19 protein-coding genes are annotated in these 22,347 nt (G+C 61.6%); 12 read left to right on the top strand and 7 right to left on the bottom strand.

Translation table 11 applies throughout. From position 1 onward, the window contains the following. Positions 1–194 precede the first annotated feature (194 nt). The gene (locus tag QMX86_RS10615; RefSeq protein WP_282383702.1) at positions 195–4,148 is read left to right on the top strand and encodes a DUF6543 domain-containing protein; all 3,954 of its coding nucleotides are present in this window, start codon (positions 195–197) and stop codon (positions 4,146–4,148) included. A gap of 65 nt (positions 4,149–4,213) precedes the next feature. Here QMX86_RS10615 and accC read toward each other — a convergent pair whose 3' ends face one another. From accC to gcbA, 5 genes are all read right to left on the bottom strand, one after another. Next, the gene (accC, locus tag QMX86_RS10610; RefSeq protein ID WP_024011424.1) at positions 4,214–5,569 is read right to left on the bottom strand and encodes an acetyl-CoA carboxylase biotin carboxylase subunit; all 1,356 of its coding nucleotides are present in this window, start codon (positions 5,567–5,569) and stop codon (positions 4,214–4,216) included. Positions 5,570–5,586: 17 nt separating this feature from the next. Further along, positions 5,587–6,045, bottom strand: a complete 459-nt coding sequence (gene accB / locus QMX86_RS10605) for an acetyl-CoA carboxylase biotin carboxyl carrier protein (protein ID WP_016771862.1) — start codon at positions 6,043–6,045, stop codon at positions 5,587–5,589. A 24-nt stretch (positions 6,046–6,069) separates the two neighbouring features. After that, positions 6,070–6,525 carry a type II 3-dehydroquinate dehydratase gene (gene aroQ, locus QMX86_RS10600; protein ID WP_016771861.1) on the bottom strand — a complete coding sequence of 152 codons (456 nt, stop codon included), beginning with the start codon at positions 6,523–6,525 and terminating at the stop codon, positions 6,070–6,072. 241 nt (positions 6,526–6,766) lie between these two features. Further along, entirely contained in the window at positions 6,767–8,713 is a 1,947-nt protein-coding gene (locus QMX86_RS10595; protein WP_282383699.1) for a methyl-accepting chemotaxis protein, read from the bottom strand. Positions 8,714–8,764: 51 nt separating this feature from the next. Next, positions 8,765–10,435, bottom strand: a complete 1,671-nt coding sequence (gene gcbA / locus QMX86_RS10590; protein WP_282383697.1) for a diguanylate cyclase GcbA — start codon at positions 10,433–10,435, stop codon at positions 8,765–8,767. Between the two features lie 415 nt (positions 10,436–10,850). On the opposite strand from gcbA, the gene QMX86_RS10585 reads away from it, so the two are divergent. The 6 genes from QMX86_RS10585 (at position 10,851) to QMX86_RS10560 (ending at position 17,539) form a co-directional block, all read left to right on the top strand. Then, positions 10,851–11,918 carry a DUF2333 family protein gene (locus QMX86_RS10585; RefSeq protein WP_016771859.1) on the top strand — a complete coding sequence of 356 codons (1,068 nt, stop codon included), beginning with the start codon at positions 10,851–10,853 and terminating at the stop codon, positions 11,916–11,918. Positions 11,919–11,921: 3 nt separating this feature from the next. Next, positions 11,922–12,479 carry an NUDIX hydrolase gene (locus QMX86_RS10580; RefSeq protein WP_024011427.1) on the top strand — a complete coding sequence of 186 codons (558 nt, stop codon included), beginning with the start codon at positions 11,922–11,924 and terminating at the stop codon, positions 12,477–12,479. A 186-nt stretch (positions 12,480–12,665) separates the two neighbouring features. Continuing rightward, positions 12,666–13,037: a translation initiation factor Sui1 gene (locus QMX86_RS10575; RefSeq protein ID WP_007914613.1), complete on the top strand. Its 372-nt coding sequence runs from the start codon at positions 12,666–12,668 to the stop codon at positions 13,035–13,037. Between the two features lie 220 nt (positions 13,038–13,257). Next, on the top strand, positions 13,258–15,171 hold the full coding sequence (speA, locus tag QMX86_RS10570) for an arginine decarboxylase (RefSeq protein WP_016771856.1): 1,914 nt from the start codon (positions 13,258–13,260) through the stop codon (positions 15,169–15,171). 233 nt (positions 15,172–15,404) lie between these two features. Further along, positions 15,405–16,751: a contractile injection system protein, VgrG/Pvc8 family gene (locus tag QMX86_RS10565; protein WP_282383693.1), complete on the top strand. Its 1,347-nt coding sequence runs from the start codon at positions 15,405–15,407 to the stop codon at positions 16,749–16,751. Then, positions 16,748–17,539, top strand: a complete 792-nt coding sequence (locus QMX86_RS10560; protein ID WP_110644944.1) for a DUF4123 domain-containing protein — start codon at positions 16,748–16,750, stop codon at positions 17,537–17,539. Before QMX86_RS10565 ends, QMX86_RS10560 begins: the two co-directional genes overlap by 4 nt. Positions 17,540–17,548: 9 nt before the next feature. Here the strand turns inward: QMX86_RS10560 and QMX86_RS10555 are convergent, their stop codons facing one another. After that, the gene (locus tag QMX86_RS10555) at positions 17,549–18,898 is read right to left on the bottom strand and encodes an MATE family efflux transporter (RefSeq protein WP_282383691.1); all 1,350 of its coding nucleotides are present in this window, start codon (positions 18,896–18,898) and stop codon (positions 17,549–17,551) included. On the opposite strand from QMX86_RS10555, the gene QMX86_RS10550 reads away from it, so the two are divergent. Beyond that, positions 18,897–19,418 (top strand): hypothetical protein, encoded by a 522-nt coding sequence (locus tag QMX86_RS10550; RefSeq protein ID WP_282383689.1) that lies wholly within the window; start codon positions 18,897–18,899, stop codon positions 19,416–19,418. The genes QMX86_RS10555 and QMX86_RS10550 overlap by 2 nt on opposite strands. A 4-nt stretch (positions 19,419–19,422) precedes the next feature. Here the strand turns inward: QMX86_RS10550 and QMX86_RS10545 are convergent, their stop codons facing one another. After that, positions 19,423–19,716 (bottom strand): hypothetical protein, encoded by a 294-nt coding sequence (locus tag QMX86_RS10545; protein ID WP_282383687.1) that lies wholly within the window; start codon positions 19,714–19,716, stop codon positions 19,423–19,425. Between the two features lie 245 nt (positions 19,717–19,961). Between QMX86_RS10545 and QMX86_RS10540 the strand changes: the two genes are divergently transcribed. The 4 genes from QMX86_RS10540 to QMX86_RS10525 are packed head-to-tail and all read left to right on the top strand — an operon-like array spanning position 19,962 to position 22,236. Continuing rightward, positions 19,962–20,264 (top strand): MazG-like family protein, encoded by a 303-nt coding sequence (locus tag QMX86_RS10540; protein ID WP_064362974.1) that lies wholly within the window; start codon positions 19,962–19,964, stop codon positions 20,262–20,264. Beyond that, positions 20,264–21,013: a methyltransferase domain-containing protein gene (locus tag QMX86_RS10535; protein WP_282387864.1), complete on the top strand. Its 750-nt coding sequence runs from the start codon at positions 20,264–20,266 to the stop codon at positions 21,011–21,013. Before QMX86_RS10540 ends, QMX86_RS10535 begins: the two co-directional genes overlap by 1 nt. A 12-nt stretch (positions 21,014–21,025) precedes the next feature. Continuing rightward, on the top strand, positions 21,026–21,637 hold the full coding sequence (locus QMX86_RS10530) for a DUF4136 domain-containing protein (protein ID WP_123443891.1): 612 nt from the start codon (positions 21,026–21,028) through the stop codon (positions 21,635–21,637). 41 nt (positions 21,638–21,678) lie between these two features. Further along, positions 21,679–22,236: a DUF4136 domain-containing protein gene (locus tag QMX86_RS10525; RefSeq protein ID WP_024011432.1), complete on the top strand. Its 558-nt coding sequence runs from the start codon at positions 21,679–21,681 to the stop codon at positions 22,234–22,236. Positions 22,237–22,347: the final 111 nt, after the last annotated feature.

Here is a 22,347-nt window from a genome sequence, read left to right as displayed (position 1 = left end):
GGCGGGCACCTTTGAAAATCTGTGGGGCAGCCCGAAGCTGCAAAAGCGCGCAGTTTACGCCAGGTCGCCGGCAAAGTGGACACACCGCTTGGCTGTTACACATTCGCGGCCGCGATATACATATGTATGGCCTGAGCACTTTTGTCGGCAAATAGAGTGAGCGCTCATCTCTACGCAACAAAAGGCTGGACGACATGGCGGATCAACAAGGGACTGTAGAAGAAAAACCACCGATAGCCGCTGCGTCTACGGGGTCGGTGCAGGAGATCCTCCTGCGCATCACGCGCTGGCAGGTGATGATCGACAAGCGCTTGAACAGCCAGATGACGTTGCTCGAGGCGCTGGAGCACTTCGCATTGACTGAACTGCGCAGGCATTACCCGGACGGTCATTTCGCCCCGGGCTTTGTGGTTGCCCTGCTTGACGCCATTCTGCAAAAGCTTATCGACGGCCGGCCAGTCATGTTCCTGGCGCTCCAGGACGCGCCATTTCGCTGGCCTGGGGGCGCCGATCCCGGTTTGCCGTCCAGCCGTCATGAGCATGTGATCCGGACGGTGGATAGCGTTTCGTTGCACTTTCTCGACCAGTACAAAAAATACCTGCGAGAACATTGGGCGACAAAAGGGCGAGAGGCGTTGTTCGATCGCCTGATCAAACGCAAGCTGCGGCGCTATATCAAGGACATCGAGTTGCTGTTGCGCCGTGACCAACTGGCTGGCCTGACACTGGATCAATTACGCAGCAAAATCGACCGAGTTCAGGCCCGCAGCACGCGTCGGTACCGATTGACCGCCCTGGCAACCGGTGCAGAAAAAAAGATTCTCGAGGCCCATTCATTCGCGCAACTGCCGTCATGGATGAAGGCGCTGAAGGAGCCGGATCGCGCCTTGTTGCGTGATTATCAGGAGCAGACCTCACTGGCCCAGGCAGCACTTGATGACCTGCTGCTGGGCTACGGCTCGTTGCGCGACTTTGCCCGCCAGCAGGCCATCGAATACATTCAGCTCAAGCTCGACATGACGGTTGAACCGGACCGGATCGACGTGCGGCTCAGATGGCGCTCGGCGGTGGGTGAGCCGACCCACAATCGCAGCCTCAGTGACCTGCTGGCATGCGGGCCGATCGGACAGGACTTCGCAGCGGTACTGGAGATCAGCGGTCCTGCGCCATTGCGCAACCAGTCACTGAAGCCAACATTCATTGCCGAGATGCTGGCGGAACAGGATTATCCGGCGGATTACCTGCGCGTTCTCGCCGAACAGTACGAGCGTATAGAGGTGCAAAAGGCACTTGTCGACTGGTTTGCCGCACGGCTTCGGCAGAGCGCATTCGTCGCGCGCTGCGCAGCTCATCTGTCGGACTCCGACCATGAGCGTCTCGAGCAGGTGTGGTCTGGGCAAGCGGTAATGAAACCGTTGCAAGTGGCCGCTTTGACGCTGCCCAACGGCATGCAATGCGCCGATCTTCTGGTGTTCTACCAGGCAGAGACTGAGCAAGCGGTGAATAACCTGGTGCTGTACGCGCCCAACAAGCCGGACGGTCAGGAGTGGGTCCGGTTACCTTCGATCGCGGCGTTGACCGGCGAAGTGTGGAGCTGGACACAGAGCGAATCCGGTCGTGAGTATCTGTTGCAACAGCTTTCACCGGCTGCACATCACCCTGCACGGGATTATCTGTTGGCCGCTGCGGCCAGCCCCGCTCTCTGGGGCATGCAGAGTGACCTTCGCCGAGCGCCCCTGCCGTTCACCGAATGCGTCGAAGCCGCTGCAAAAATGGCCCTGGCAAACAACCTGCAGCGGGTCGAGCAGGACAACTCGCTGCGCTGGTACACGACGCTCGGGCTTGAGGCTCGCCGGCGCATCAGCAGCCTCAATCAGGAACTGATCGTTCATCAGCAGGTGTTCAACGAGCTGCTGGGCGGTTTCGAGGTTTTCGTCGATTTCGCCAGGCGCACGGTTGCCGCAGCGATCACCCCCTATATGCGCAGCAAGAACGTGCTGGAACCGGTCGATCCGGCCACTGTGTTGATCGATTACAACCCTGGCGTCGCTGACCGCAGGAAGCAGCAGGTAGCCACGCTGCTCGACCTGGCCATTCACGGCTACGATGACAACTCCGGCATCGAACATCCGAAAAGAGGCGTGCGATCGTCGGTTGGCCAGGATCTGAGCCAGGTGCGCAGCGCCGATCTGGCGCTGTATCTGCGCCGGGCGTGGCTGGGTGAAAAATACGCCAGCGAGATCCGTGGCAAATATCTCGACCCGCGTGATGCTGCCTACGAACCGCGTCGCTTTGCCTACCGCAACGTATTGCTGTCAAAGATGGACCGTGATTTGCGCGTGGCCAGAAGTCAGGCGCGATTGAGCGACGCGGTGTATTCAGCGCTGGTCCGTCAGGTCTCTCTGTTGAGCCAGGTGCCAGCGCCGGATACGCATTTTCCGGGCGCCAGCATGGTTGAAAGTGACGGCGTGTTCAGGTTCACCGTGCGCCATCACGTCGTGCTCGGGGTTTATGTCCTGACCTCGTTCAACCCCGAGCCGTCCTGGTGGCTGTACACGCCTGATGCGCCCGACGGCATTGTGGTGCGTGCGTATCAGTCACTGTTCGGCGACATCGCCGGCGCTTTGCATGACTACTTGATGGCGCGTACGCCGGTTGCCGCGCGCAGCATCGTGTCGCGCACCCTGTATGCGATTGCGGCAAAAAAACAACGCGTCGATACGCTGTACGAAGCGCAGCGCCTGATTGACGCGCGCAGCGAGTTCAACGCGTACATCGAGCGCGCGGTCACGGATGTGCAGGACATCACCACCAGCCGCGCGCAAATGATCGAACGCCAAGTGGTCAAGGGGCTGATGTTTGCAGCTGCACCGTTTTGCATGGTGTTCCCTCCGTTTGCCTTGCTGCTCGATGTCGTGTTCATCGCCGTCAGCGCCGGTCAGGCGGTCGCTGCGCATCTGGAGGGTGACGTCGATGGCGCGCTCGGCCACTGGCTGGAGGCGTCGTGGGGCGCGTTGTTCGCTATGGTCGGCGCCGGCAGTGCGATCAAGTGGCTGGGCGGTGCGGCCAGAAGTCTGAAGCACACCATGCGGCCGGTCTCGTTGTTGTCAGAGCGTCTGAACACCGTGGCTCCGCTGCGCAGGGAAGCGCTGCCGGCGATCCGGGAAGTACGCTTCCATGCCAGGCAGGCCGTCAGCAAGGCGCCCGAGCGTTTGCAAAAGGTGACCGAAGAAGGCGTCTTTTTCGGCACCTGGCGCAGCCCGCCCAGCGCTGCACAGCCGCAACCGGCCTATTACATTCGCAACAGAGGCAAGTATTTCCTGGTCAGGGAAAATCCGCATTTTGGTGGGCTGAGCCTGGTGGATGCCCGTCGCCCGACCGCCATCTATCAGCAACCGATTCGGCTTGCTCCGGGGGGCAAGTGGACACACGCCAGGGTCGGGCTCACGGGTGGCAACGTGCGCAACCTTGGGCGCGTGAGCGATTTGAATGATGCTTTTCCTGGAGGTGTCGAGCCAGTGCTGAACCGCGGCGCGCTGCAGGGCGAAGCGGTGGTGGCGCATTTTCGTCCCGGATCGCCAGATAACTATCTGTTTTCTTTGAATGCGCAGAGTTGCGTCATCGCCTCGCTGTATAACCCGACGACAAGGGTGGGGGCGGTCATTCATTTTGATCACAATATTCGCCCGTTGATCGAGCGAAGTGTCACGCAGGTGCTGGAGCGTCTGGGGGGCGCACCGCAGAACATTCGCGCCACGCTGGTGGGTGGCGACTGGCTGTCGGCGGGCGCTGACATCGGCAGTCCGGTCAGGCGCGTGTTGCGCGAACAGGGCCTGCAGCCGACCTGGGATTACTGGTCGTACTCGTCGTGCCTGGGCAACAGCTATGGCGTGGTGCTGAATCTGAACAATGGAGTCTCGAGAGTGTTCAAGCATTCCCCTGGTCAGATTGGCAGGCTGTACGACCCGCTTATCGCCAGATCGAGCTATGCCAAGGACGGGCTCTCGGTACGTGCCCGACACTTTACGAGACGGTTCACCCGCAGGCCGTTACATGAAAACGCCGCAGGAGCGGTGGTCGATGATGCCGGCCTGCGGGCATCTGCCGCAATGGTCGAGCAGCAGGCGTTCTCCACGGTAATGCTCTGATGGGTTTGTTGCAGGCATAAAAAAACCCGATCCGCAGGGATCGGGTTTTTCATGCCGCTTCAGCCTTACGACTGTTTGGCCAGCTTGTGCTCGAGGTAGTGAATGTTCACACCGCCCTTGCAGAAGCCTTCGTCACGAACCAGGTCACGGTGCAGCGGGATGTTGGTCTTGATCCCGTCAACCACGATTTCGTCCAGGGCATTGCGCATGCGTGCCATGGCTTCGTCGCGGGTTGCGCCGTAAGTGATCAGCTTGCCGATCAGCGAGTCGTAGTTCGGTGGCACGGCATAACCGCTGTACAGGTGCGAATCGACGCGAACGCCGTTGCCGCCTGGAGCGTGGAAATGCTTGACCGTGCCCGGGCTCGGCATGAAGGTCTTCGGATCTTCAGCGTTGATCCGGCACTCCAGCGAGTGACCGCGGATGACCACGTCATCCTGAGTGAACGACAGCTTGTTGCCAGCGGCGATGCTGAGCATCTCCTTGACGATGTCGATACCGGTGACCATCTCCGAAACCGGGTGCTCCACCTGAACACGGGTGTTCATTTCGATGAAGTAGAAACGGCCGTTCTCGTAGAGGAACTCGAAAGTACCGGCGCCACGGTAGCCGATATCGATGCATGCCTTGACGCAGCGAGCCAATACTTCCTGGCGCGCCTTCTCGTCGATGCCCGGTGCCGGTGCTTCTTCGAGAACCTTCTGGTGACGACGCTGCAGCGAGCAGTCGCGGTCGCCCAGGTGGATGGCGTGGCCCTGGCCGTCGGACAGAACCTGCACTTCGACGTGGCGCGGGTTGGTGAGGAATTTTTCCAGATAGACCATCGGGTTGCCGAACGCCGCACCTGCTTCGGAGCGGGTCAGTTTCGCCGAGGCGATCAGGTCTTCTTCCTTGTGCACCACGCGCATGCCGCGACCACCACCGCCACCGGCGGCCTTGATGATCACCGGGTAGCCGACTTCACGACCGATGCGCAGCGCCGTTTCTTCGTCTTCCGGCAGCGGGCCGTCAGAACCAGGAACGGTCGGTACGCCTGCTTCGATCATCGCGTGCTTGGCCGATACCTTGTCGCCCATCAGGCGAATGGTGTCGGCTTTCGGGCCGATGAAGGCGAAGCCGGAGTTCTCGACCTGCTCGGCAAAATCGGCGTTTTCCGCTAGGAAACCGTAGCCTGGGTGAATGGCGGTAGCGCCGGTCACTTCAGCGGCAGCGATGATGGCCGGAATGTGCAGGTAAGACTGAGCGGCGGACGCCGGACCGATGCAGACGGATTCGTCTGCCAGACCCAGGTGCATCAGCTCTTTGTCGGCCTTGGAGTAAACGGCGACGGTCTTGATGCCCATCTCTTTGCAGGCACGCAGAATCCGCAGGGCGATCTCACCGCGGTTAGCGATCAGAACTTTTTCCAACTTCGCAGTCATCAAAGGCTCTCCGCGGTTCAAACGATGGTGAACAGCGGTTGGTCGTACTCAACCGGCTGGCCGTCTTCGACGAGGATGGATTCGATCACACCGCTGGTTTCAGCTTCGATGTGGTTCATCATCTTCATGGCTTCGACGATGCACAGGGTGTCGCCTTTCTTCACGGTCTGGCCGACTTCAACGAAGGCTGGCGAGGTTGGCGAAGATTTACGGTAGAAGGTGCCGACCATCGGCGAACGGGCAACGGTGCCGTTCAGCGCGGGTGCAGCAGCGGCAGCCGGAGCAGCGGCAGCGACTGGCGCGGCAGCAGGGGCAGCAGCCGGAGCCTGCATCGGGGCTGGCGCGTAGTACTGCTGCGCCGGGGTCTTGCTGTGGCGGCTGATGCGTACGGACTCTTCGCCTTCCTTGATCTCGAGCTCGTCGATGCCGGACTCTTCCAGCAATTCGATCAGTTTCTTAACTTTACGGATATCCATGAATCATCAACTCCCAAGGGTCGGTCAGGGGCGTATAGCTTGGTGTTCAAGCTGCTCTAGTGCGGCCTCCAGGGCCAGTCGGTAACCGCTGGCGCCAAGGCCGCAGATCACTCCTACCGCTACATCGGAGAAGTAGGAGTGATGGCGGAAAGGTTCGCGCTTGTGCACGTTGGACAAATGCACTTCGATGAATGGGATGCTCACTCCCAGCAGCGCGTCACGTAATGCGACACTTGTGTGCGTAAAAGCCGCCGGATTGATCAGAATGAAGTCCACGCCTTCACCGCGCGCAGCGTGGATGCGATCGATCAATTCGTACTCGGCGTTGCTTTGCAGATGCAGCAGATGATGGCCGGCTTCGCGGGCGCGCCGCTCCAGATCCTGATTGATCTGCGCCAGGGTCGTCGACCCGTAGGTCCCCGGTTCCCGGGTGCCGAGCAGGTTCAGGTTGGGGCCATGCAGCACCAGTAGCGTTGCCATCTGCGTTGTCCTTGTTATCAATGAGCAGTCGTCAGAACCCGGCGACTATGCCGCAAAGCCTTTGTGACTGTCCAGTTCCATGCAATAGGCGACACGATGGGCGATGTTTGCGCGAAATTTGTGACCCAGGATCAGGATCCGGTCATTTGTAGTGACAGGGCTGCCGCCTTCGCGAGCAAGCTCGCTCCCACATTGCAATGTGTACCTCTGTGGGAGTGAGCCTGCTGGCGAAGGTGGTATGTCAGACGCGGAAGGCCTGAACGGCTGTATGCAATTGGCCGCCGAGAACCAGCAGATTCTCGCCCTGTTCGCGGCCCTGGCCGATGCGCAGCAGGTTATCCCCACCCAATTGATGAATGCGCTCGCTGTGATCGCGGATCTCGCTGACCGCGCCACTTTGCTGCGCGGTGACATCGGCGATGCGCACGGCGGTGTCGGCGATGGTCTGGATCGCGCCGACGATTTTGTCCAGTGCACCGTCGGCCGCTTGCGCCTGACTGGCCGTGGCTTCGGCGTGTTCGACCTGCGCGCGCATGCCTTCGACCGATTGCCGCGCGGCGGTCTGCAGGCCGGCGATCAGTGTCTGGATTTCCGCCGTGGCCCCGGCGGTGCGTTGTGCCAGCGAGCGCACTTCCTCGGCGACCACGGCAAAACCACGGCCCATCTCCCCGGCGCGGGCCGCCTCGATCGCGGCGTTCAGGGCGAGCAGATTGGTCTGGTCAGCAATCGAACGAATCACTGTCAGCACGCCGCCGATGGTTGCTGATTCTTCTGCCAGATGTTCGATCATCTGCGCATTGCCTTGAACCTCACCGACCAGCGCATGCAGTCCGGTCAGGCTCTGGCCGATTACAGCCTGCCCATGCTCGACGGCGAGACCGGCATGACGACTGGCGTCGGCAGCCTGACGGGCATCGCCGGCCACTTGCTGAATCGTTGCCTCGAGTTCCCCCAGCGAGTCGCGAATCAGCGCGGTGTCGCCGGCCTGATGTTCGGCGCCGCTGTGCAGGTCATTGCTCAGTTCCGCAAGGGTGCGGCTGCTGCCCGCGACTTGTTCGGCGTTGCCGCGAATGGTGCCGACCAGGTCCACCAGATAGGCACGCAAGCGGTTGAGCGAGGCTTCGATGTCGTGCAGTTCGCGGTTGGTCTTGCCCAGTTGGATGTCGCGACTGAAATCGCCTTCGGCCCAGGTCGACAGCGCTGGGGCGAGGTTGGTCAGGGTGCGGGCCAGGCGCCGCTGCAAGGTATCGATGAGCAGGGCGATCAGCAGAATCAGGCCGATCATCACGCCTTGCATCAGGCGCACTTCGCCCTGGATCTGCCCATGTTGCGCGCGTACCACCGGTTCGAGGCCGGCGATGGCGTGTTGCACGCTGGCGATTTTTTCGTGGGTCGCGGCGCTGAGCTCGGCGCGTTTCTGGATCTGCTCGCGGGTGCGCGCCAGTTCCGCCGGATAGCGGCCAAGCAAGCTGTTGAGTTCGCGTTTGAGGCCGACACCGGCATCTTCGGCGGCGGCTTTGTCGGTGTTTTCGATGCCCATCAGCGCGGCGAAATCGTCACTGCTCGATTCGTTGCTGGCGACCACACCGAGCAAGGGCAGGGCATCGATGGCCTCGGCCTGGGCGCGCATGTTGCTCACTTCACGCTCGACATCGGCAGCCAGTTCACTGCGCCCGCTGCTGACTAGTTTGTCCCGCGCCAGCGACAGTTTGCCCAGATGCTGCGATGCGGCGAGCAGTGGCGCGAGGTAGGCGGCGTTGCCATTGGCGTAGGTGTTGAGCTGGTCGAGGCTGGCGCTGAGTTCGCGTTCGGCCTGCAACAGCAGCGCCTGCGGATCGCCAGCCAGTTTGCCGGCGGCGAGCAGGTCGGTTTTGCTGAATTCATCAAGGCTCGACAGACTTGGCTGCACGCTGTCGGCCAGCGTCGGGGGCAGCTCACCCAGTTGCTTGTGCACGCTGTCTATGGCCTGGGCGGCGCTGCTCAGGCGCAGCGCGTCACCGCTGGCCAGATAATCCTCGACGTTGCGCGCCACCTCGTTCTGAAATTGTTGCGACAGCCCGAGGTAACGCTCCATCAACAGATACGGACGTTCGAGGGCTTTTTGCGACCACCACAGCGTGGCGCCAAGGGCCACGCAGACGGCGACCAGCAGCAAGGTATTGAGATTGGTGAGCAACTTCAGGCGCATGAGGGCTACCAACGGCAGGAATGGTAAGCGCCTGAATTTATTGCGGTTCCATTACAAGGTTATGACCGAATCAGTGGATTCCGATGAAAAAGTGGCACTTTGCTTTGACTGCCGCGCGGTCTGCACCCGATTGCGTCCTGCACCCTTGGCGCGGTACAGCGCCTCGTCGGCCTGGCTGGCCATCATCAGGCTGTCGGAGTCATCGCACATTTCCACCACGCCGGCGCTGAACGTGCACCACAGGTCCTGCGGCTGCGCCGGGTAATGAATCTCGGCGAAGCGCTGACGAATTTCGTCGAGGACTTTATGCGCCGCGTCGATATCGGTGTCGGGCATGACGATGGCGAACTCTTCGCCGCCGTAACGGCCGATGAAGTCGGTCTTGCGCAAACGCTGTTTGAGAAACAGCGCCAGGCTCTTGATCACACGGTCGCCCATCGGGTGGCCGTGGCTGTCGTTGACCCGTTTGAAGTGATCGATGTCGAGCATGGCAAAGCTCAGCGGCTTGTTCTCGCGGCGGGCGCGGAACGAGCAGTCCTCGAGCAATTGCAGGATGTGCGTGTGGTTGTACAGGCCGGTGAGGCTGTCGCGAACCATCCGCGCCTTGAGATTGCGCGCCCGCGCGGCGCGGTTGCGCACGGTGGTGATCAGGTGTCGCGGTTTGATCGGCTTGGTCAGGAAGTCATCGCCGCCCTCGCTCATGGCGTCGAGCTGCTTGTCCAGATCATCCTCGGCCGACAGGTAAATGATCGGCACGCTGACGTAGCGGTCGTTGTGACGGATGACTTTGGCCAGCTCGGTGCCGGTGCAGGCCGGCATGTACATGTCGAGGATGATCAGGTCCGGCTGGAAATCCGCCAGTTCGGCCATTGCCTGAATCGGTTCGATCAGGGTGCGTGTGACAATCCCGGCGCTGTTGAGCAGGCGCTCGGTGTGCAGGGCCTGGGCGCGCGAGTCGTCGATGATCAGCACTTTATAAGGTTCGTACTGGGCGACGCAGGTCAGCACTTCGATTTTTTCCAGCAGGCTCGAGGCTTCAAGGGTGCCGGTGAGGAATTCCTGGCCACCGGCGCGCACGGCGGCGAGGCGGGTCGGGGTGTCGGTTTCGTGCAGGCTGAAGAACAGCAGCGGCAGCGGTTCTTCGAGGCCGACCTGAGCTTCGGCGGCGAGTTTCAGGCCGATGCCGGGGCCACTGAAATCCACGTCCATGACAATCGCCGCGGGCAAGCGCTCGACCATTGACGAGCGAAACGCGGCGACACTGTCCAGCGCCTGTGCGCTCAGGCCAAAGAATTCGAGCTGCTTGGCCAGGCGTTCGGCGCGGTCGTGATCCTGCAACACTACGTAGATCGGCTTGCGCAGCGGCGGCAGGAACGTCTGGTCGAGCTGATCACCATGGCGCAGGCCGGTACGCGAAAGGCGCTGCATCAACCGATTCAGATCAGTGATCAGGCCGCTGCTGAGGCGCCCACGGTTGGCATCCACCGCTTGCAGCGACTGGCTGATATGGTGCGCCAACTGCGTGTGTTCCGGCTGTTCGAAACGCTCGGCAAAACGCAGCAGACGCAGATTCGCCTCGCTCAGTTCGGCGAGATCGACGGTGGACCACTCACTGCGTTGCAGGCGCTGCCATATCTCAAGAATCTGACGTGCCTGATGAATTACCCGCTGGGCAAAGTGGTGCTTGAGACGCTCACGGCTGGGGTCTTCTGGCTCGGTCATATCCTGACTACTAGTTAGGGTGCATGCTGAGATCGACTGGTGGCTCTATGCTAGCACCTCTTTTCCCTTAGACGAGTGTCGTACGTCAATAATCTGCTGGACGACACGATTCAGTTTCTGACCGCTTGGTTCTTTCATGCACTTGCAGGTCAGTCAGATGCCCGAAATCCGGACGCTTGACTTGAAGGGCAGGGCAGAACAGTCGGGAATTTGTACATCGCTGCTCGGGCCGAATCCAGATCAGAGTTCACTGCGTTGCTGGCGTTGCCCTATCAGGGAATCCCTTAGTGTGTCGCGAAGCGTCATCGGGCCGCACCATTTGCGGCTTATCGATAGCGACGGGTGCCCGGCCTTGGCACGTTGTTGTATGGTTGTGGTCGAACCGTTGAACCCAAGTGATTGAAAGGATATCGCCATGCTGGACTGGAAAAACCGCGCGGGCAGCGCGCCTGAACGTGCCGCCGAGCCCAAGTCGGCCACCCGCAGCTATGTCGGCGGGCTGCTGTTCAGCCGGGCGCTGGCCACAGTGGTCGGTCTGTACTTGCTGGTCACCATCGCGCTGGGCTGGTACTGGAGCCAGGAACCGGAGCTGTTTCCGGTGGCGCAGAACGCCCAGGTCGCTGCCGAGAAAGAAGGCAAGCAAATGGTGGTCGGCTACACCACGGTCGAAACCCTGAAGACCGTTGCCGGCACCTTGCTCAACAAGCCGGGCGGTTACATTTCCAATGACCGTTTCCCGCCGGGCCTGTGGATGGACAACACGCCGAGCTGGGAATATGGCGTGCTGGTGCAGGTGCGTGACCTGACCCGCGCCCTGCGCAAGGATTTTGCCCGTTCGCAATCACAGTCCGCCGAAGACGCCGATCTGGCCAAGGCCGAACCGCGTTTCAACTTCGACAACAAGAGCTGGGTGCTGCCGTCCAGCGAGTCGGAATACCAGGAAGGCATCAACTCCCTGAGCCGTTATCAGTCGCGCTTGTCGGATCCGAATCAGAAAAACGCGCTGTTCTACGCGCGCGCCGACAACCTCAACAACTGGCTGGGCGATGTCGGCACCCGTCTCGGTTCGTTGTCGCAACGCCTGTCGGCCAGTGTCGGTCGGGTCAAGCTCAATACTGCGCTGAAGACCGAAGTTCCGGCGGTCGGCGAAGTGCCGCAGGTTGACGAAGAAGTCGTGGAAACCCCGTGGATGCAGATCGACAACGTGTTCTACGAAGCACGCGGTCAGGCCTGGGCACTGTCCCATCTGCTGCGTGCCATCGAGGTCGACTTCGCCGATGTGCTGGCGAAGAAGAACGCCACCGTCAGCGTGCGCCAGATCATCCGTGAGCTGGAGGCTTCGCAAGAGCCGGTGTGGAGCCCGATGATCCTCAATGGCAGCGGTTTCGGCGTATTGGCCAACCACTCGCTGGTCATGGCCAACTACATTTCCCGGGCCAACGCTGCGGTGATCGACTTGCGTCAACTGCTCAATCAGGGCTGATACGTGAGCCAGAGCACAAGAGAGGCGGCCCATCGCGCCGCCTCGGACGCCGAACAGATCGCCTGGGTTGACGAGCAGGACAACCTGCTCGGCGCTCTGGTGCGCTCCGATTTGCGTGAGCGCGGGCTGATTGGCCGTGGCACCTACATCATGCTGTTCAACTCCGCCGGTGAGCTGTGCGTGCACCGGCGCACGTTGAGCAAGGCGATTTATCCCGGTTACTGGGATGTTGCCGCAGGCGGCATGGTCCAGGCCGACGAAAGTTATGCCGAGTCGGCGGCGCGCGAGCTTGCGGAAGAGCTGGGCGTCAGCGGCGTCGAACTCACCGCTCACGATCACTTCTACTTCGAAGACACCGGCAACCGTCTGTGGTGTTCGGCGTTTTCCGCCGTGTGGGACGGGCCGCTGAAACTGCAGCCGGAAGAAGTCCTCGAAGCGCGATTCATCCCCATCGAACAGGTCATGCGCGAAATCAGCGAAAAGCCTTATTGCCCGGACTCTCTGGCCGCGCTGAAGCGCTATCTCAAGGCGCAGCAAAGCAACGTCGCAAAGAACACATGAATTGGCGCCGATTGGCACTTAGCAATCGCGATTTTTGCCGTTACACTGCGCGACCTTTTCAAGCTGCACCGAGCGCTTCCCAAAAAGCATCGATGCAGTAGCGCTGCCCCTGCCTGAGTGGGGCTTCGCGGTCGCTGACCTTGCCCAAGGTTGCGATCAGTCTTTGTCCTCCCGAGAGGATTGCCGGTGGCCAAGAAAGCCGCATCCTTCGCCGCCCTGGGCGGCCTGGTATTTTCCACCGACGCAGGTCGTCATTGCCCGGAATGCAGTAAGCCGGTGGACGCCTGTATCTGCAAACAAACCGTGATTCCGGCCGGTGACGGCATTGCCCGCGTGCGTCGCGAAAGCAAGGGCCGTGGCGGCAAGACGGTGACCACCATCACCGGCGTGCCTCTTGCCGAAGACGCGCTCAAGGAGCTGGCGACGACGTTGAAGAAACGTTGTGGCACCGGCGGGGCGTTGAAGGACGGCATCATCGAAATCCAGGGCGATCACGTCGAGCTACTCTTGGCAGAGCTGATCAAACACGGTTTCAAAGCGAAGAAATCCGGCGGCTAGCAGCCTCTGTGAAACCCTCCGGCGGCTTGATCCGGCTTCGAGTGTTCTCGGATCCGGCGTCGTCGCCATGGTTTTCACAGAGCCTGTTCATGACCGGTTTCTAAACTCCACGCAGTCAGTGCGGTCTACCGCCGCACTGACGAACCGTCATTTTCATTCTTTAGACTGCGCCGGCCTGCACTTCAGGCGACGCACTCTGACTTCTTTATAGGGGACTTCGATGTCCGTACGACGCACACGTAAAGACGATGGCAGCCAATGGACAGTTGCGGACAGCCGCAGCGTTTACGGGATTCGCCATTGGGGGGCCGGGTATTTCGCGATCAATGAAGCCGGTCGCGTCGAAGTACGTCCGAACGGCCCGAGCAGCTCGCCTATCGACCTGTTCGAGCAAGTCGACCAACTGCGCAAGAGCGGTTTGTCCTTGCCGCTGCTGGTGCGGTTCCCCGACATCCTGCAAGACCGTGTCCGTCAGTTGACCGGCGCTTTCGATTCCAACATCGAGCGCCTGGAATACCAGAGCAAATACACCGCGCTGTACCCGATCAAGGTCAACCAGCAGGAAGCGGTGATCGAGAACATCATCGCCACCCAGAACGTTTCCATCGGTCTGGAAGCCGGCTCCAAGCCTGAGCTGCTGGCGGTGCTGGCGCTGGCGCCGAAGGGCGGCACCATCGTCTGCAACGGTTACAAGGACCGCGAGTTTATCCGTCTGGCGCTGATGGGCCAGAAGCTCGGCCATAACGTGTTCATCGTCATCGAGAAAGAATCCGAAGTCGGCCTGGTGATCGAAGAAGCCGCCTCGCTGAAGGTCAAGCCGCAGGTGGGTCTGCGCGTGCGCCTGTCGTCGCTGGCCTCGTCGAAATGGGCGGACACCGGTGGCGAAAAATCCAAATTCGGTCTGTCGGCGGCGCAACTGCTGTCGGTGGTCGAGCGCTTCCGTGGCGCCGGTCTGGATCAGGGCATCCGCCTGCTGCACTTCCACATGGGTTCGCAGATTGCCAACCTCGCTGACTATCAGCACGGCTTCAAGGAAGCGATCCGTTATTACGGCGAATTGCGCAACCTCGGTCTGCCGGTCGATCACATCGACGTCGGCGGCGGCCTCGGTGTCGACTACGACGGTACCCACTCGCGCAACGCCAGTTCGATCAACTACGACATGGACGATTACGCCGGTGTCGTGGTCGGCATGCTCAAGGAATTCTGCGACGCGCAGAGCCTGCCGCATCCGCACATCTTCTCCGAGAGTGGTCGTTCGCTGACCGCGCACCACGCGATGCTGGTGGTGCAGGTCACCGACGTCGAGAAACACAACGACGAAATCCCGCTGATCGAGAACAAGGAAAGCCTGCCGGAAACCGTGCAGTGGCTGGTCGATCTGCTCGGCCCGACCGACATCGAAATGGTCACCGAAACCTACTGGCGCGCCACCCACTACATGAGCGACGTCGCCGCGCAGTATGCCGACGGCAAGCTGACCCTGGCGGAAAAAGCCCTCGCCGAGCAGTGCTACTTCGCCGTGTGCCGTCGCTTGCACAACTCGCTGAAAGCGCGTCAGCGTTCGCACCGCCAGGTGCTCGACGAACTCAACGACAAGCTGGCCGACAAGTACATCTGCAACTTCTCGGTGTTCCAGAGCCTGCCGGACACCTGGGCGATCGATCAGGTGCTGCCGATCATCCCGCTGCATCGCCTCGACGAAGAGCCGCTGCGCCGTGCGGTGCTGCAGGATCTGACCTGCGACTCCGATGGCAAGATCAACCAGTACGTCGACGAGCAGAGCATCGAAACCAGCCTGCCGGTGCACGCATTGAATGAAGGCGAAGATTACCTGCTGGGCGTGTTCCTGGTCGGTGCCTATCAGGAAATCCTCGGCGACATGCACAACCTGTTCGGTGACACCGATTCGGTGAACATCTACCAGAACGCCGATGGCAGCGTGTACCACGCCGGTATCGAGACCCACGACACCATCGAAGACATGCTGCGTTACGTGCACTTGTCGCCGGAAGAACTGATGACTCACTACCGCGACAAGTGCGCCAGTGCCCGCATCAGTGCCAGCGAGCGCACGCAGTTCCTCGATGCCTTGCGTCTGGGCCTGACCCGCTCTTCCTATCTGTCTTCCTGAGACCCGATAGCGTTCCACCCGGGTTGTCTGATTTTTTTCCGCAAGCTGTGGAAAAATCGGACAACCCGGTGGGATATCTCCTGATTTTTTCTCGAAAACCTGTGCTATCACGGTCAGCAAACTCATCTGGTCTGCTTTTCGCGTAGGTCATTTCCTAAGTTGTACTTCGCCTCTCTACTCGGCCATGCCTCTCGGCGAGAATCCCCGGCCGCCCCTCCTGTAGAGATCCGCCCATGTTCGATCCAGTCAACGAGCCGTCGTTTCGTCTCGATGTAGCGGGCCTGTCCGACCCCTTCGAAGTTCTCGCCTTTACCGGAAGGGAAGCGCTCAGCGAACCCTTCGCCTTCGAGATCGATGTGGTGATCGACGATCCGCATCTGGATCTCGCCGGCCTGCTGCATCGTTCCGCGTTCCTGTGTTTCGGCGCGCCCGGCCAGGGTGTGCACGGGCAATTGCACAGCCTTGTCCAGCACGAGCCCGGCCATGGCTTGCGTTTGTGCCGAGTACGTCTCGGGCCGAGGCTCGACTGCCTCGACCTGCGTTTGAGCCAGCGCATCTTCAGCGGCCGCTGCGTGCCGCAGATCATCGAACAGGTGCTGCGCGAACATGGCATCGTCGGCCTGCAACGACGTTACGAGTTGCACAGCGACTACCCGGCCCGCACCTTCTGCACGCAATACCGCGAATCCGATCTGCAACTGCTTCAGCGTCTGTGCGCAGAGGCGCGCATTCACTACTACTTCGAACATCACCGCGACAGGCACTGCCTGGTGTTCGGCGACGATCCGACGCGGATGCCCCATGCAGACGTCGCGCACTATCAGGGCGAGCATGACCAGCATGGCGTCGCTCCAGCCGTCCGCCAATGGCGACTGCGCGAAGACTCGCAGGCCAGCCAGCGAGGACCCGATTCCGAAGGCCACAGCGATCTGCCGGCCTTGCGCAGTGGTCAGTGGTTGCCGCTGGACGGCCATCCTTTCCTCGAATGCAACCGCCCATGGCTGCTGACCCGCATCGAGCATCGGGCCGATCAGTCTCTCGAATCGCCCTATTGCAATCGCCTGTTCGCGGCCGCGCGGGTACCCGTCTGTGTGCCCGCTGCTGCGAAGTCCAAGCAGCGCATGCACAGCTTGCAGCGTGCCTGGGTGGTCAGCGTCGATGAGCCGCAGCCGGATCGCGCGCGGCCGGTCGCGGTGCAATTCGACTGGCTGTATCAGGGCGAAGGCGCAGCGCCGAGCCATTGCTGGCTGCCCCTCGCGCCTGACCTGAACGAGCTGCCCTCGGCGGCACTCGCCGATGGCGTGGAAGTGGTGGTGAGTTTTCTAGAGGGCGATCCCGATCAGCCGGTGGTCAGTGGCGTGCTCCAGCCCTCGGTGTTGCCAGAGGCTGCGGTCGAGGACGATGAACCGGTATCGCTCCCCGAACTGCTGGTGAGCGATGGGTTGCAGCAATCGTTGCAGTCTGGCGAGCCGTTGCTGTTGCTGTGCCTGATGCCGGGCGGTGGCAGCTTCAACCACTGCGCCGAGTCCGTATGCAGTTGCCGGCTGCTCACCGCGCTCGATCAGAGCAGCGCACGATGAGCGGCGCGGCGCTTGAGCCCATGGCGCAATGGCTGTTGCTCGACACCCCGGACGCGGCACGCGCCTTGCTGACCTTGCGCCAGGGCTTTGCCGATGTGCAGCGGCACCGCTTGTTCGACGGCACCGAATTTCAGCCGGTCAGTGAGCACGGTCCGGTTCTCGTCGATTTGCGCGAGAGCCCGGCATTGACCGCCCTGTGCCTGCGCGACCCGGACACCTGGCGCGGCCTGTTACTGAGCTGCGAGATACCGGCGCAGCAGCTGCTCAGCCACTTGCAGCGCATGCTTACCGTCTCGTTCGGTTTGAATCATCGGGCCTTGCTCAGCTATTACAACCGCCAGACCGCCAGTTATTTCTTCGACGCCTGTGACGCCACGCAGTTGAGTCGCTGGCTCGGGCCGATCCGCCAGTTGCGCTGGTTTGGCGGCACCTGGGCGGACCGCGCCATCGGCAGTCAGGGCTGGCAACAGCTGCGCAATCCCGGCCTGCTCGTCGAACCTTTGGGCATCGAAGAAAGCCTGACCCGGCGCCAGCGCGAACGCCTGCAAACCTGTCTGCTGGAGCAGCACATCTGGCGCTGGTGCCAGTCTCTGAGCGCTGACTACCAGACGATTGCTGTGCATGTGCAACAAGGCCTGGCGCTGGGTTTTACTGACCGTGCCGTGCTCGACGGCTGGCTATGGCTGCGCCTGCTCAATCCGCGCGCCGTGCTGGTCGTGCCGCCGGCCGGACTGACCCAGCCGGAACGGCTCGACTTTCTGCGTCGGCAGTGGGGCGCGGCGGACTGACTTTTCTGGTCAGTGAGCCTTGCCGCTGAACCAGCCATCGCTGCGCTTGAGCCACAAGGCTTGCGCGCCAAGGGTCACGCTGCGCAAGACCATGAACAGTAGAAAAGATATCCACAGGCCGTGATTGCCCAGCGCTTGCAAGAACCAGGCGAATGGCAGGAGCAACAACACCGTCAGCAGCATGCCATTACGCATTTCCCGCGCACGGGTGGCGCCGATGAACAGGCCGTCGAGCAGGTAACTCCACACCGCAATCAGCGGCAGCACGGCGAGGTAGGGCAGATAGATGAACGCCGTGTCGCGCACGCTCTGAATGTCGGTCTGCATCTCGATGAACAGGTGCCCGGCGAGCAGAAACAGCACAGCGAACCCGAGGCTGGCGATCAGCGACCAGCCGCCGGCCACCACCAGCGATCGACGCAAGGCCAGGCGATCCCGGGCGCCAATGGCATGGCCGCACAAGGCTTCGACTGCGTGGGCCAGTCCGTCCAGTGCATGGGCTGTCAGCAGCAAGCCGTTGAGCAGCAGCGCGTTGGCCGCTACGGTCGCATCGCCGAGCCGCGCGCCTTGCACGGTGATCAGGAAAAACACCGATTGCAGGGCGAGGCTGCGGATGAAAATGTCACGGTTGACCGCCAGCAGCGGGCGCCAGCTCTGCCAGACTTTCAGCGCCGACCAGATGATCTGCCCCGGATAGGCGCGCAACGCCGTGCGCGTCAGCCACAGGCCGAGCAGGGCGCCGCACCATTCGGCGATTACCGAAGCCCGCGCCGAGCCGACCACGCCCCAGTCCAGGCCAATGACAAACCACAGATTGAGGGCGATGTTGATCAGGTTGGTGCTCAGCAGAATCGCCAGCGGCGCTCGGGCGTTCTGCGTGCCGAGGAACCAGCCGACCAGCGCATACGTCGCCAGCGCTGCGGGCAGGCCGAACAGGCGCGTGTGGAAAAACTCCCGGGTCAGCTGATCCAGTTCAGCCGACGGTTGCATGAAGTGCAGGGCAACGCCGCTGAGCGGCACGCCAAGAGTGCCGAGCACGACGGCCAGCCCCATCGCCAGCAGCAGGCCCTGCAAGAGAATCTGCCGCAACGCCGCGCCATCGCTGCGCCCGGCAGCCTGCGCGGCAAAACCGGTGGTGCCCATGCGCAGAAAACCCATCGCCCAGGCGAGAAACGTGTACAGACTGGCGCCGACCGCCACCGCGCCGAGTTGATGGGCATGTGGCAGATGGCCGATGACAGTGCTGTCGACCAGCGCCACCAGCGGCACGGAGATATTGGAAAGAATCATCGGCGCGGCGAGCGACCAGACCTTGCGGTGAGTCGGGCGGTCGCGCCAGTCGGTAATCAGAGAGGACATGCAGGCTCCTTGGGGGAGCGAGGATTGTAGCGGCAGAAACACCCTCACCCCAGCCCTCTCCCAGAGGGAGAGGGGGCCGATCTTCGTCGCTCTCAAGCGTGAGTTCGACTCGATATTGCAGGTCGGTGGAGAATTTCAAAGCAACGCGGTCAGCTCCCCCTCTCTCCGGGAATGGGAGAGGGAGCCGATCTTCGTCGCTCTCAAGCGTGAGTTCGACTCGATATTCCAGGTCGGTGGAGAATTTCAAAGCAACGCGGTCAGCTCCCTCTCTCTCCGGGAATGGGAGAGGGGGCCGATCTTCGTCGCTCTCAAGCGTGAGTTCGACTCGATATTCCAGGTCGGTGGAGAATTTCAAAGCAACGCGGTCAGCTCCCTCTCTCTCCGGGAATGGGAGAGGGGGCCGATCTTCGTCGCTCTCAAGCGTGAGTTCGACTCGATATTCCAGGTCGGTGGAGAATTTCAAAGCAACGCGGTCAGCTCCCTCTCCCTCTGGGAGAGGGCTGGGGTGAGGGGCTTTTGAAGCACTAGTGAATAATCCAGCTCAACAACCACAACCCCAGCAGCAACCAGATGATCCCGGCAATGATCGACGCATTCATGAACGCCCGGATCGCCGACCACAGCAGCATCAGGCCAACGATCAGGGCGATGATGCTGATGATCGAGGTGTCCATCCCCAGCGTTTGCGCCAGGCCGTCGACAAAGTTGCTGCCGGCATTGCTGAGAATATTGAACAGGCCGCTGAGGCCGTCGACGATAAAACGGATGATCGAACCGAGTGCCTGGCCGAGCCATTCGAAAAAGCTTTCTACACGCATGTGTGCATCCCTGATGAAAGAGCTGAGCCTTGGGCCACGCCGAGGGCGGCCGAGTTCCCTGCATGATAGAAGGTTTGCCCGGATCATGTGTGGGAGCGAGCCTGCTCGCGAAGGGGGCGTGTGAGGCAAATCCGGTCTGGATGATCCATCGCCTTCGCGAGCAGGCTCGCCCCCACAATTGATCATCTGCGCTGCTTGCCTTCAGCCCGCATCCCCCCGAAGCTATGCGTCTTCAGGAGAGCCCGATGAACCTTGTAGAACTGACCGAACGCCTGCACGCCATTCGTGACCGCAATGACTGGCGGCAATTTCACAGCCCGAAAAACCTCGCCATGGCCGCCAGCGTCGAAATGGCCGAGCTGGTGGAAATCTTCCAGTGGCTGACAGAAGACCAGTCGCGCCAGTTGCCGGCGGACAAGCTCGCGCATGCCGGGCAGGAAGTCGGCGATATCGTCCTGTATCTGTTGCTGCTGTGCAGCGAACTGGGTCTGGACATGAATGAAGTGGTGCGCGCCAAGCTCGCCGACAGCGAACGGCGGTTCAACTGATGAGCGACCGTCATTTCGATCAGTTGGCCACGCGCTTCGCCGAAAAAATCTACGGCGGCGCCAAAGGCGCGATTCGCCTCGCCGTGTTGCAGGCCGATCTGACCGAGGCCTTGCCGGATCGGCCGCTGCGGGTGCTCGATATCGGCGGAGGCCTGGGGCATATGTCGCTGTGGCTGGCCGAGCGCGGCCATGACGTCACCTTCACCGAGCCGGCGGAACCGATGCTCGAAGGTGCGCGCCAGCGTTTTGCCGAAGCCGGACACACCGCGACATTCATTCAGGCGCCGTGGCAGAAACTGCCCGGTCAGCTCACCGAACCCTACGATCTGGTGATCTGCCACGCCGTGCTGGAATGGCTCGCCGAGCCCCACGCGATCCTGCCGGTGCTGCACCAGTTGACCAAGCCTGGCGGCTGGCTGTCGCTGGCGTTCTACAACCGTGATGCGCTGATTTATCGCAATCTGCTCAAGGGCCATTTCAAGAAAATGCGCAAGAACGTCATGGCCGGCGAGAAACAGAGCCTGACCCCGCAGCAGCCTCTCGACCCACGGGAATTGGCAACGCAACTCGCCGGTATGTGGCAGGTCGAAAGTCAGAGCGGCGTACGGGTATTTCACGATTACATGCCGGTGGAATTCCAGGCCCGCGCCGAACTGGCGGACTTGCTGGAAATGGAACTCGCGCACCGTCGTCACCCAGGCTTCGCCGGGCTTGGGCGTTACTTGCACTGGATCTGCCGGCCGATCTGAGCGGAGCGCGACATGAAAGCTCGATGCGGGTTATTGCTGATAAGTCTGGGGTTGGCCGCTTGCCAGGGCAGCAACCCCTACGTGGCCCAGTCACGGCCGTTGCCGCCGGCACCGCCGCAAGCCGCCGCCACCTTCGACCGCAGCGCCTACCCGGCGCCGCCGCGTGATTACGGGCGCTACCGCAACTGGGCCTGGCGCAACGGGCAGTTGCCGCCGGGCACGGCGTGGGCTGACTCGGCGCAGGTGGCCGAGGCGGTCAGCAACGCCCTCGACCAGCGCGGCTTGCGGCCGATGCGCGACAACCGCCCGGCCGACCTGCTGGTCAGCGCCGATCTGCGTCTGGAAACCCGTTTGCGCCAGGTTCGCGACGACTACGGCTACTACGGCGGATACGGCGGCTATGATCGTTATGGTCGCGGTTACGGCATGTACAACAGCGTGCCGATCGTGCGCACCTATCAGGAGCAGGTCGTGGTGGTGCGGGTCGATCTGTTCGATGCCGGCAATGGTCAGCCAGTGTGGAGCGCCAGCGCCGAGACCGGCACCCAGGGCAATCAGATCGAACGCGCCGATGCGATCCGCGAGGCTGTGGAAAAAGCCATGGCGGCGTATCCTCCCAGCTGACGTCGTGTCAGCAGGTTCATGTCTTCACCCGGAGAAAAATCATGTTCCGCCGTCTCGCTCTACTCGCTGTTGCCGCGCTGCTCAGTGCCTGCGCCGCGAATCAGGTCAATCACGATTTCGACGCCAGCCGCGACTTTGCCGCTTATCGCAGCTGGAGCTGGAAAGACCCGGCCCTGCAATATCGCCCCGATGATCCGCGCATCAAAAGCGACCTCACCGAACAGCGCATCCGCCAGGCGGTGGCCGATCAACTCGATCAGCGCGGTTTGCGCCCGGCTGCCGGCGGCGGCAAAGGTGATCTGAGCGTGCAGACCTACCTGATCGTCGAGGACCGGCAGCAGCAGGTGACGACCAATTACGGCGGCGGTTGGGGCGGCCCGTGGAATGGCTACTGGGGCGCACCGATGTACAACGAAACGCGCAACATCACCTACAAGGTCGCGACCATTCAGATCGACCTGCTCGACGGCAAGGACGGCAAACTGGTCTGGCGTGGCAGCGATGAGCAAATGCTCAGCAACCGCCCGAATCCGGCTGACCGCAGCAATGCCATTCGCGAGACCGTCACACGGATCCTGGCCAACTATCCACCGCGTTGAACCGCTCTGAACCGTCCCTGTGGGAGCGAGCCTGCTCGCGAAGGCGGTGTGTCATTCAGCATTGAATCCTCTGGCACGACGCATTAGCGAGCAGGCTCGCTCCCACAGTGG

Origin of the sequence: Pseudomonas sp. PS01270 (genome assembly GCF_029959775.1) — a bacterium.
GTDB lineage: Bacteria > Pseudomonadota > Gammaproteobacteria > Pseudomonadales > Pseudomonadaceae > Aquipseudomonas > Aquipseudomonas atacamensis.
This window is presented reverse-complemented; position numbering and strand designations above follow the sequence as displayed.

Coding starts and splice junctions, on each gene's coding strand:
- QMX86_RS10615 (WP_282383702.1), top strand. CDS start 195: ATGGCGGATCAACAAGGGACTGTAGAAGAAAAACCACCGATAGCCGCT.
- accC (WP_024011424.1), bottom strand. CDS start 5,569: ATGACTGCGAAGTTGGAAAAAGTTCTGATCGCTAACCGCGGTGAGATC.
- accB (WP_016771862.1), bottom strand. CDS start 6,045: ATGGATATCCGTAAAGTTAAGAAACTGATCGAATTGCTGGAAGAGTCC.
- aroQ (WP_016771861.1), bottom strand. CDS start 6,525: ATGGCAACGCTACTGGTGCTGCATGGCCCCAACCTGAACCTGCTCGGC.
- QMX86_RS10595 (WP_282383699.1), bottom strand. CDS start 8,713: ATGCGCCTGAAGTTGCTCACCAATCTCAATACCTTGCTGCTGGTCGCC.
- gcbA (WP_282383697.1), bottom strand. CDS start 10,435: ATGACCGAGCCAGAAGACCCCAGCCGTGAGCGTCTCAAGCACCACTTT.
- QMX86_RS10585 (WP_016771859.1), top strand. CDS start 10,851: ATGCTGGACTGGAAAAACCGCGCGGGCAGCGCGCCTGAACGTGCCGCC.
- speA (WP_016771856.1), top strand. CDS start 13,258: ATGTCCGTACGACGCACACGTAAAGACGATGGCAGCCAATGGACAGTT.
- QMX86_RS10565 (WP_282383693.1), top strand. CDS start 15,405: ATGTTCGATCCAGTCAACGAGCCGTCGTTTCGTCTCGATGTAGCGGGC.
- QMX86_RS10560 (WP_110644944.1), top strand. CDS start 16,748: ATGAGCGGCGCGGCGCTTGAGCCCATGGCGCAATGGCTGTTGCTCGAC.
- QMX86_RS10550 (WP_282383689.1), top strand. CDS start 18,897: ATGCAGGCTCCTTGGGGGAGCGAGGATTGTAGCGGCAGAAACACCCTC.
- QMX86_RS10555 (WP_282383691.1), bottom strand. CDS start 18,898: ATGTCCTCTCTGATTACCGACTGGCGCGACCGCCCGACTCACCGCAAG.
- QMX86_RS10545 (WP_282383687.1), bottom strand. CDS start 19,716: ATGCGTGTAGAAAGCTTTTTCGAATGGCTCGGCCAGGCACTCGGTTCG.
- QMX86_RS10540 (WP_064362974.1), top strand. CDS start 19,962: ATGAACCTTGTAGAACTGACCGAACGCCTGCACGCCATTCGTGACCGC.
- QMX86_RS10535 (WP_282387864.1), top strand. CDS start 20,264: ATGAGCGACCGTCATTTCGATCAGTTGGCCACGCGCTTCGCCGAAAAA.
- QMX86_RS10530 (WP_123443891.1), top strand. CDS start 21,026: ATGAAAGCTCGATGCGGGTTATTGCTGATAAGTCTGGGGTTGGCCGCT.
- QMX86_RS10525 (WP_024011432.1), top strand. CDS start 21,679: ATGTTCCGCCGTCTCGCTCTACTCGCTGTTGCCGCGCTGCTCAGTGCC.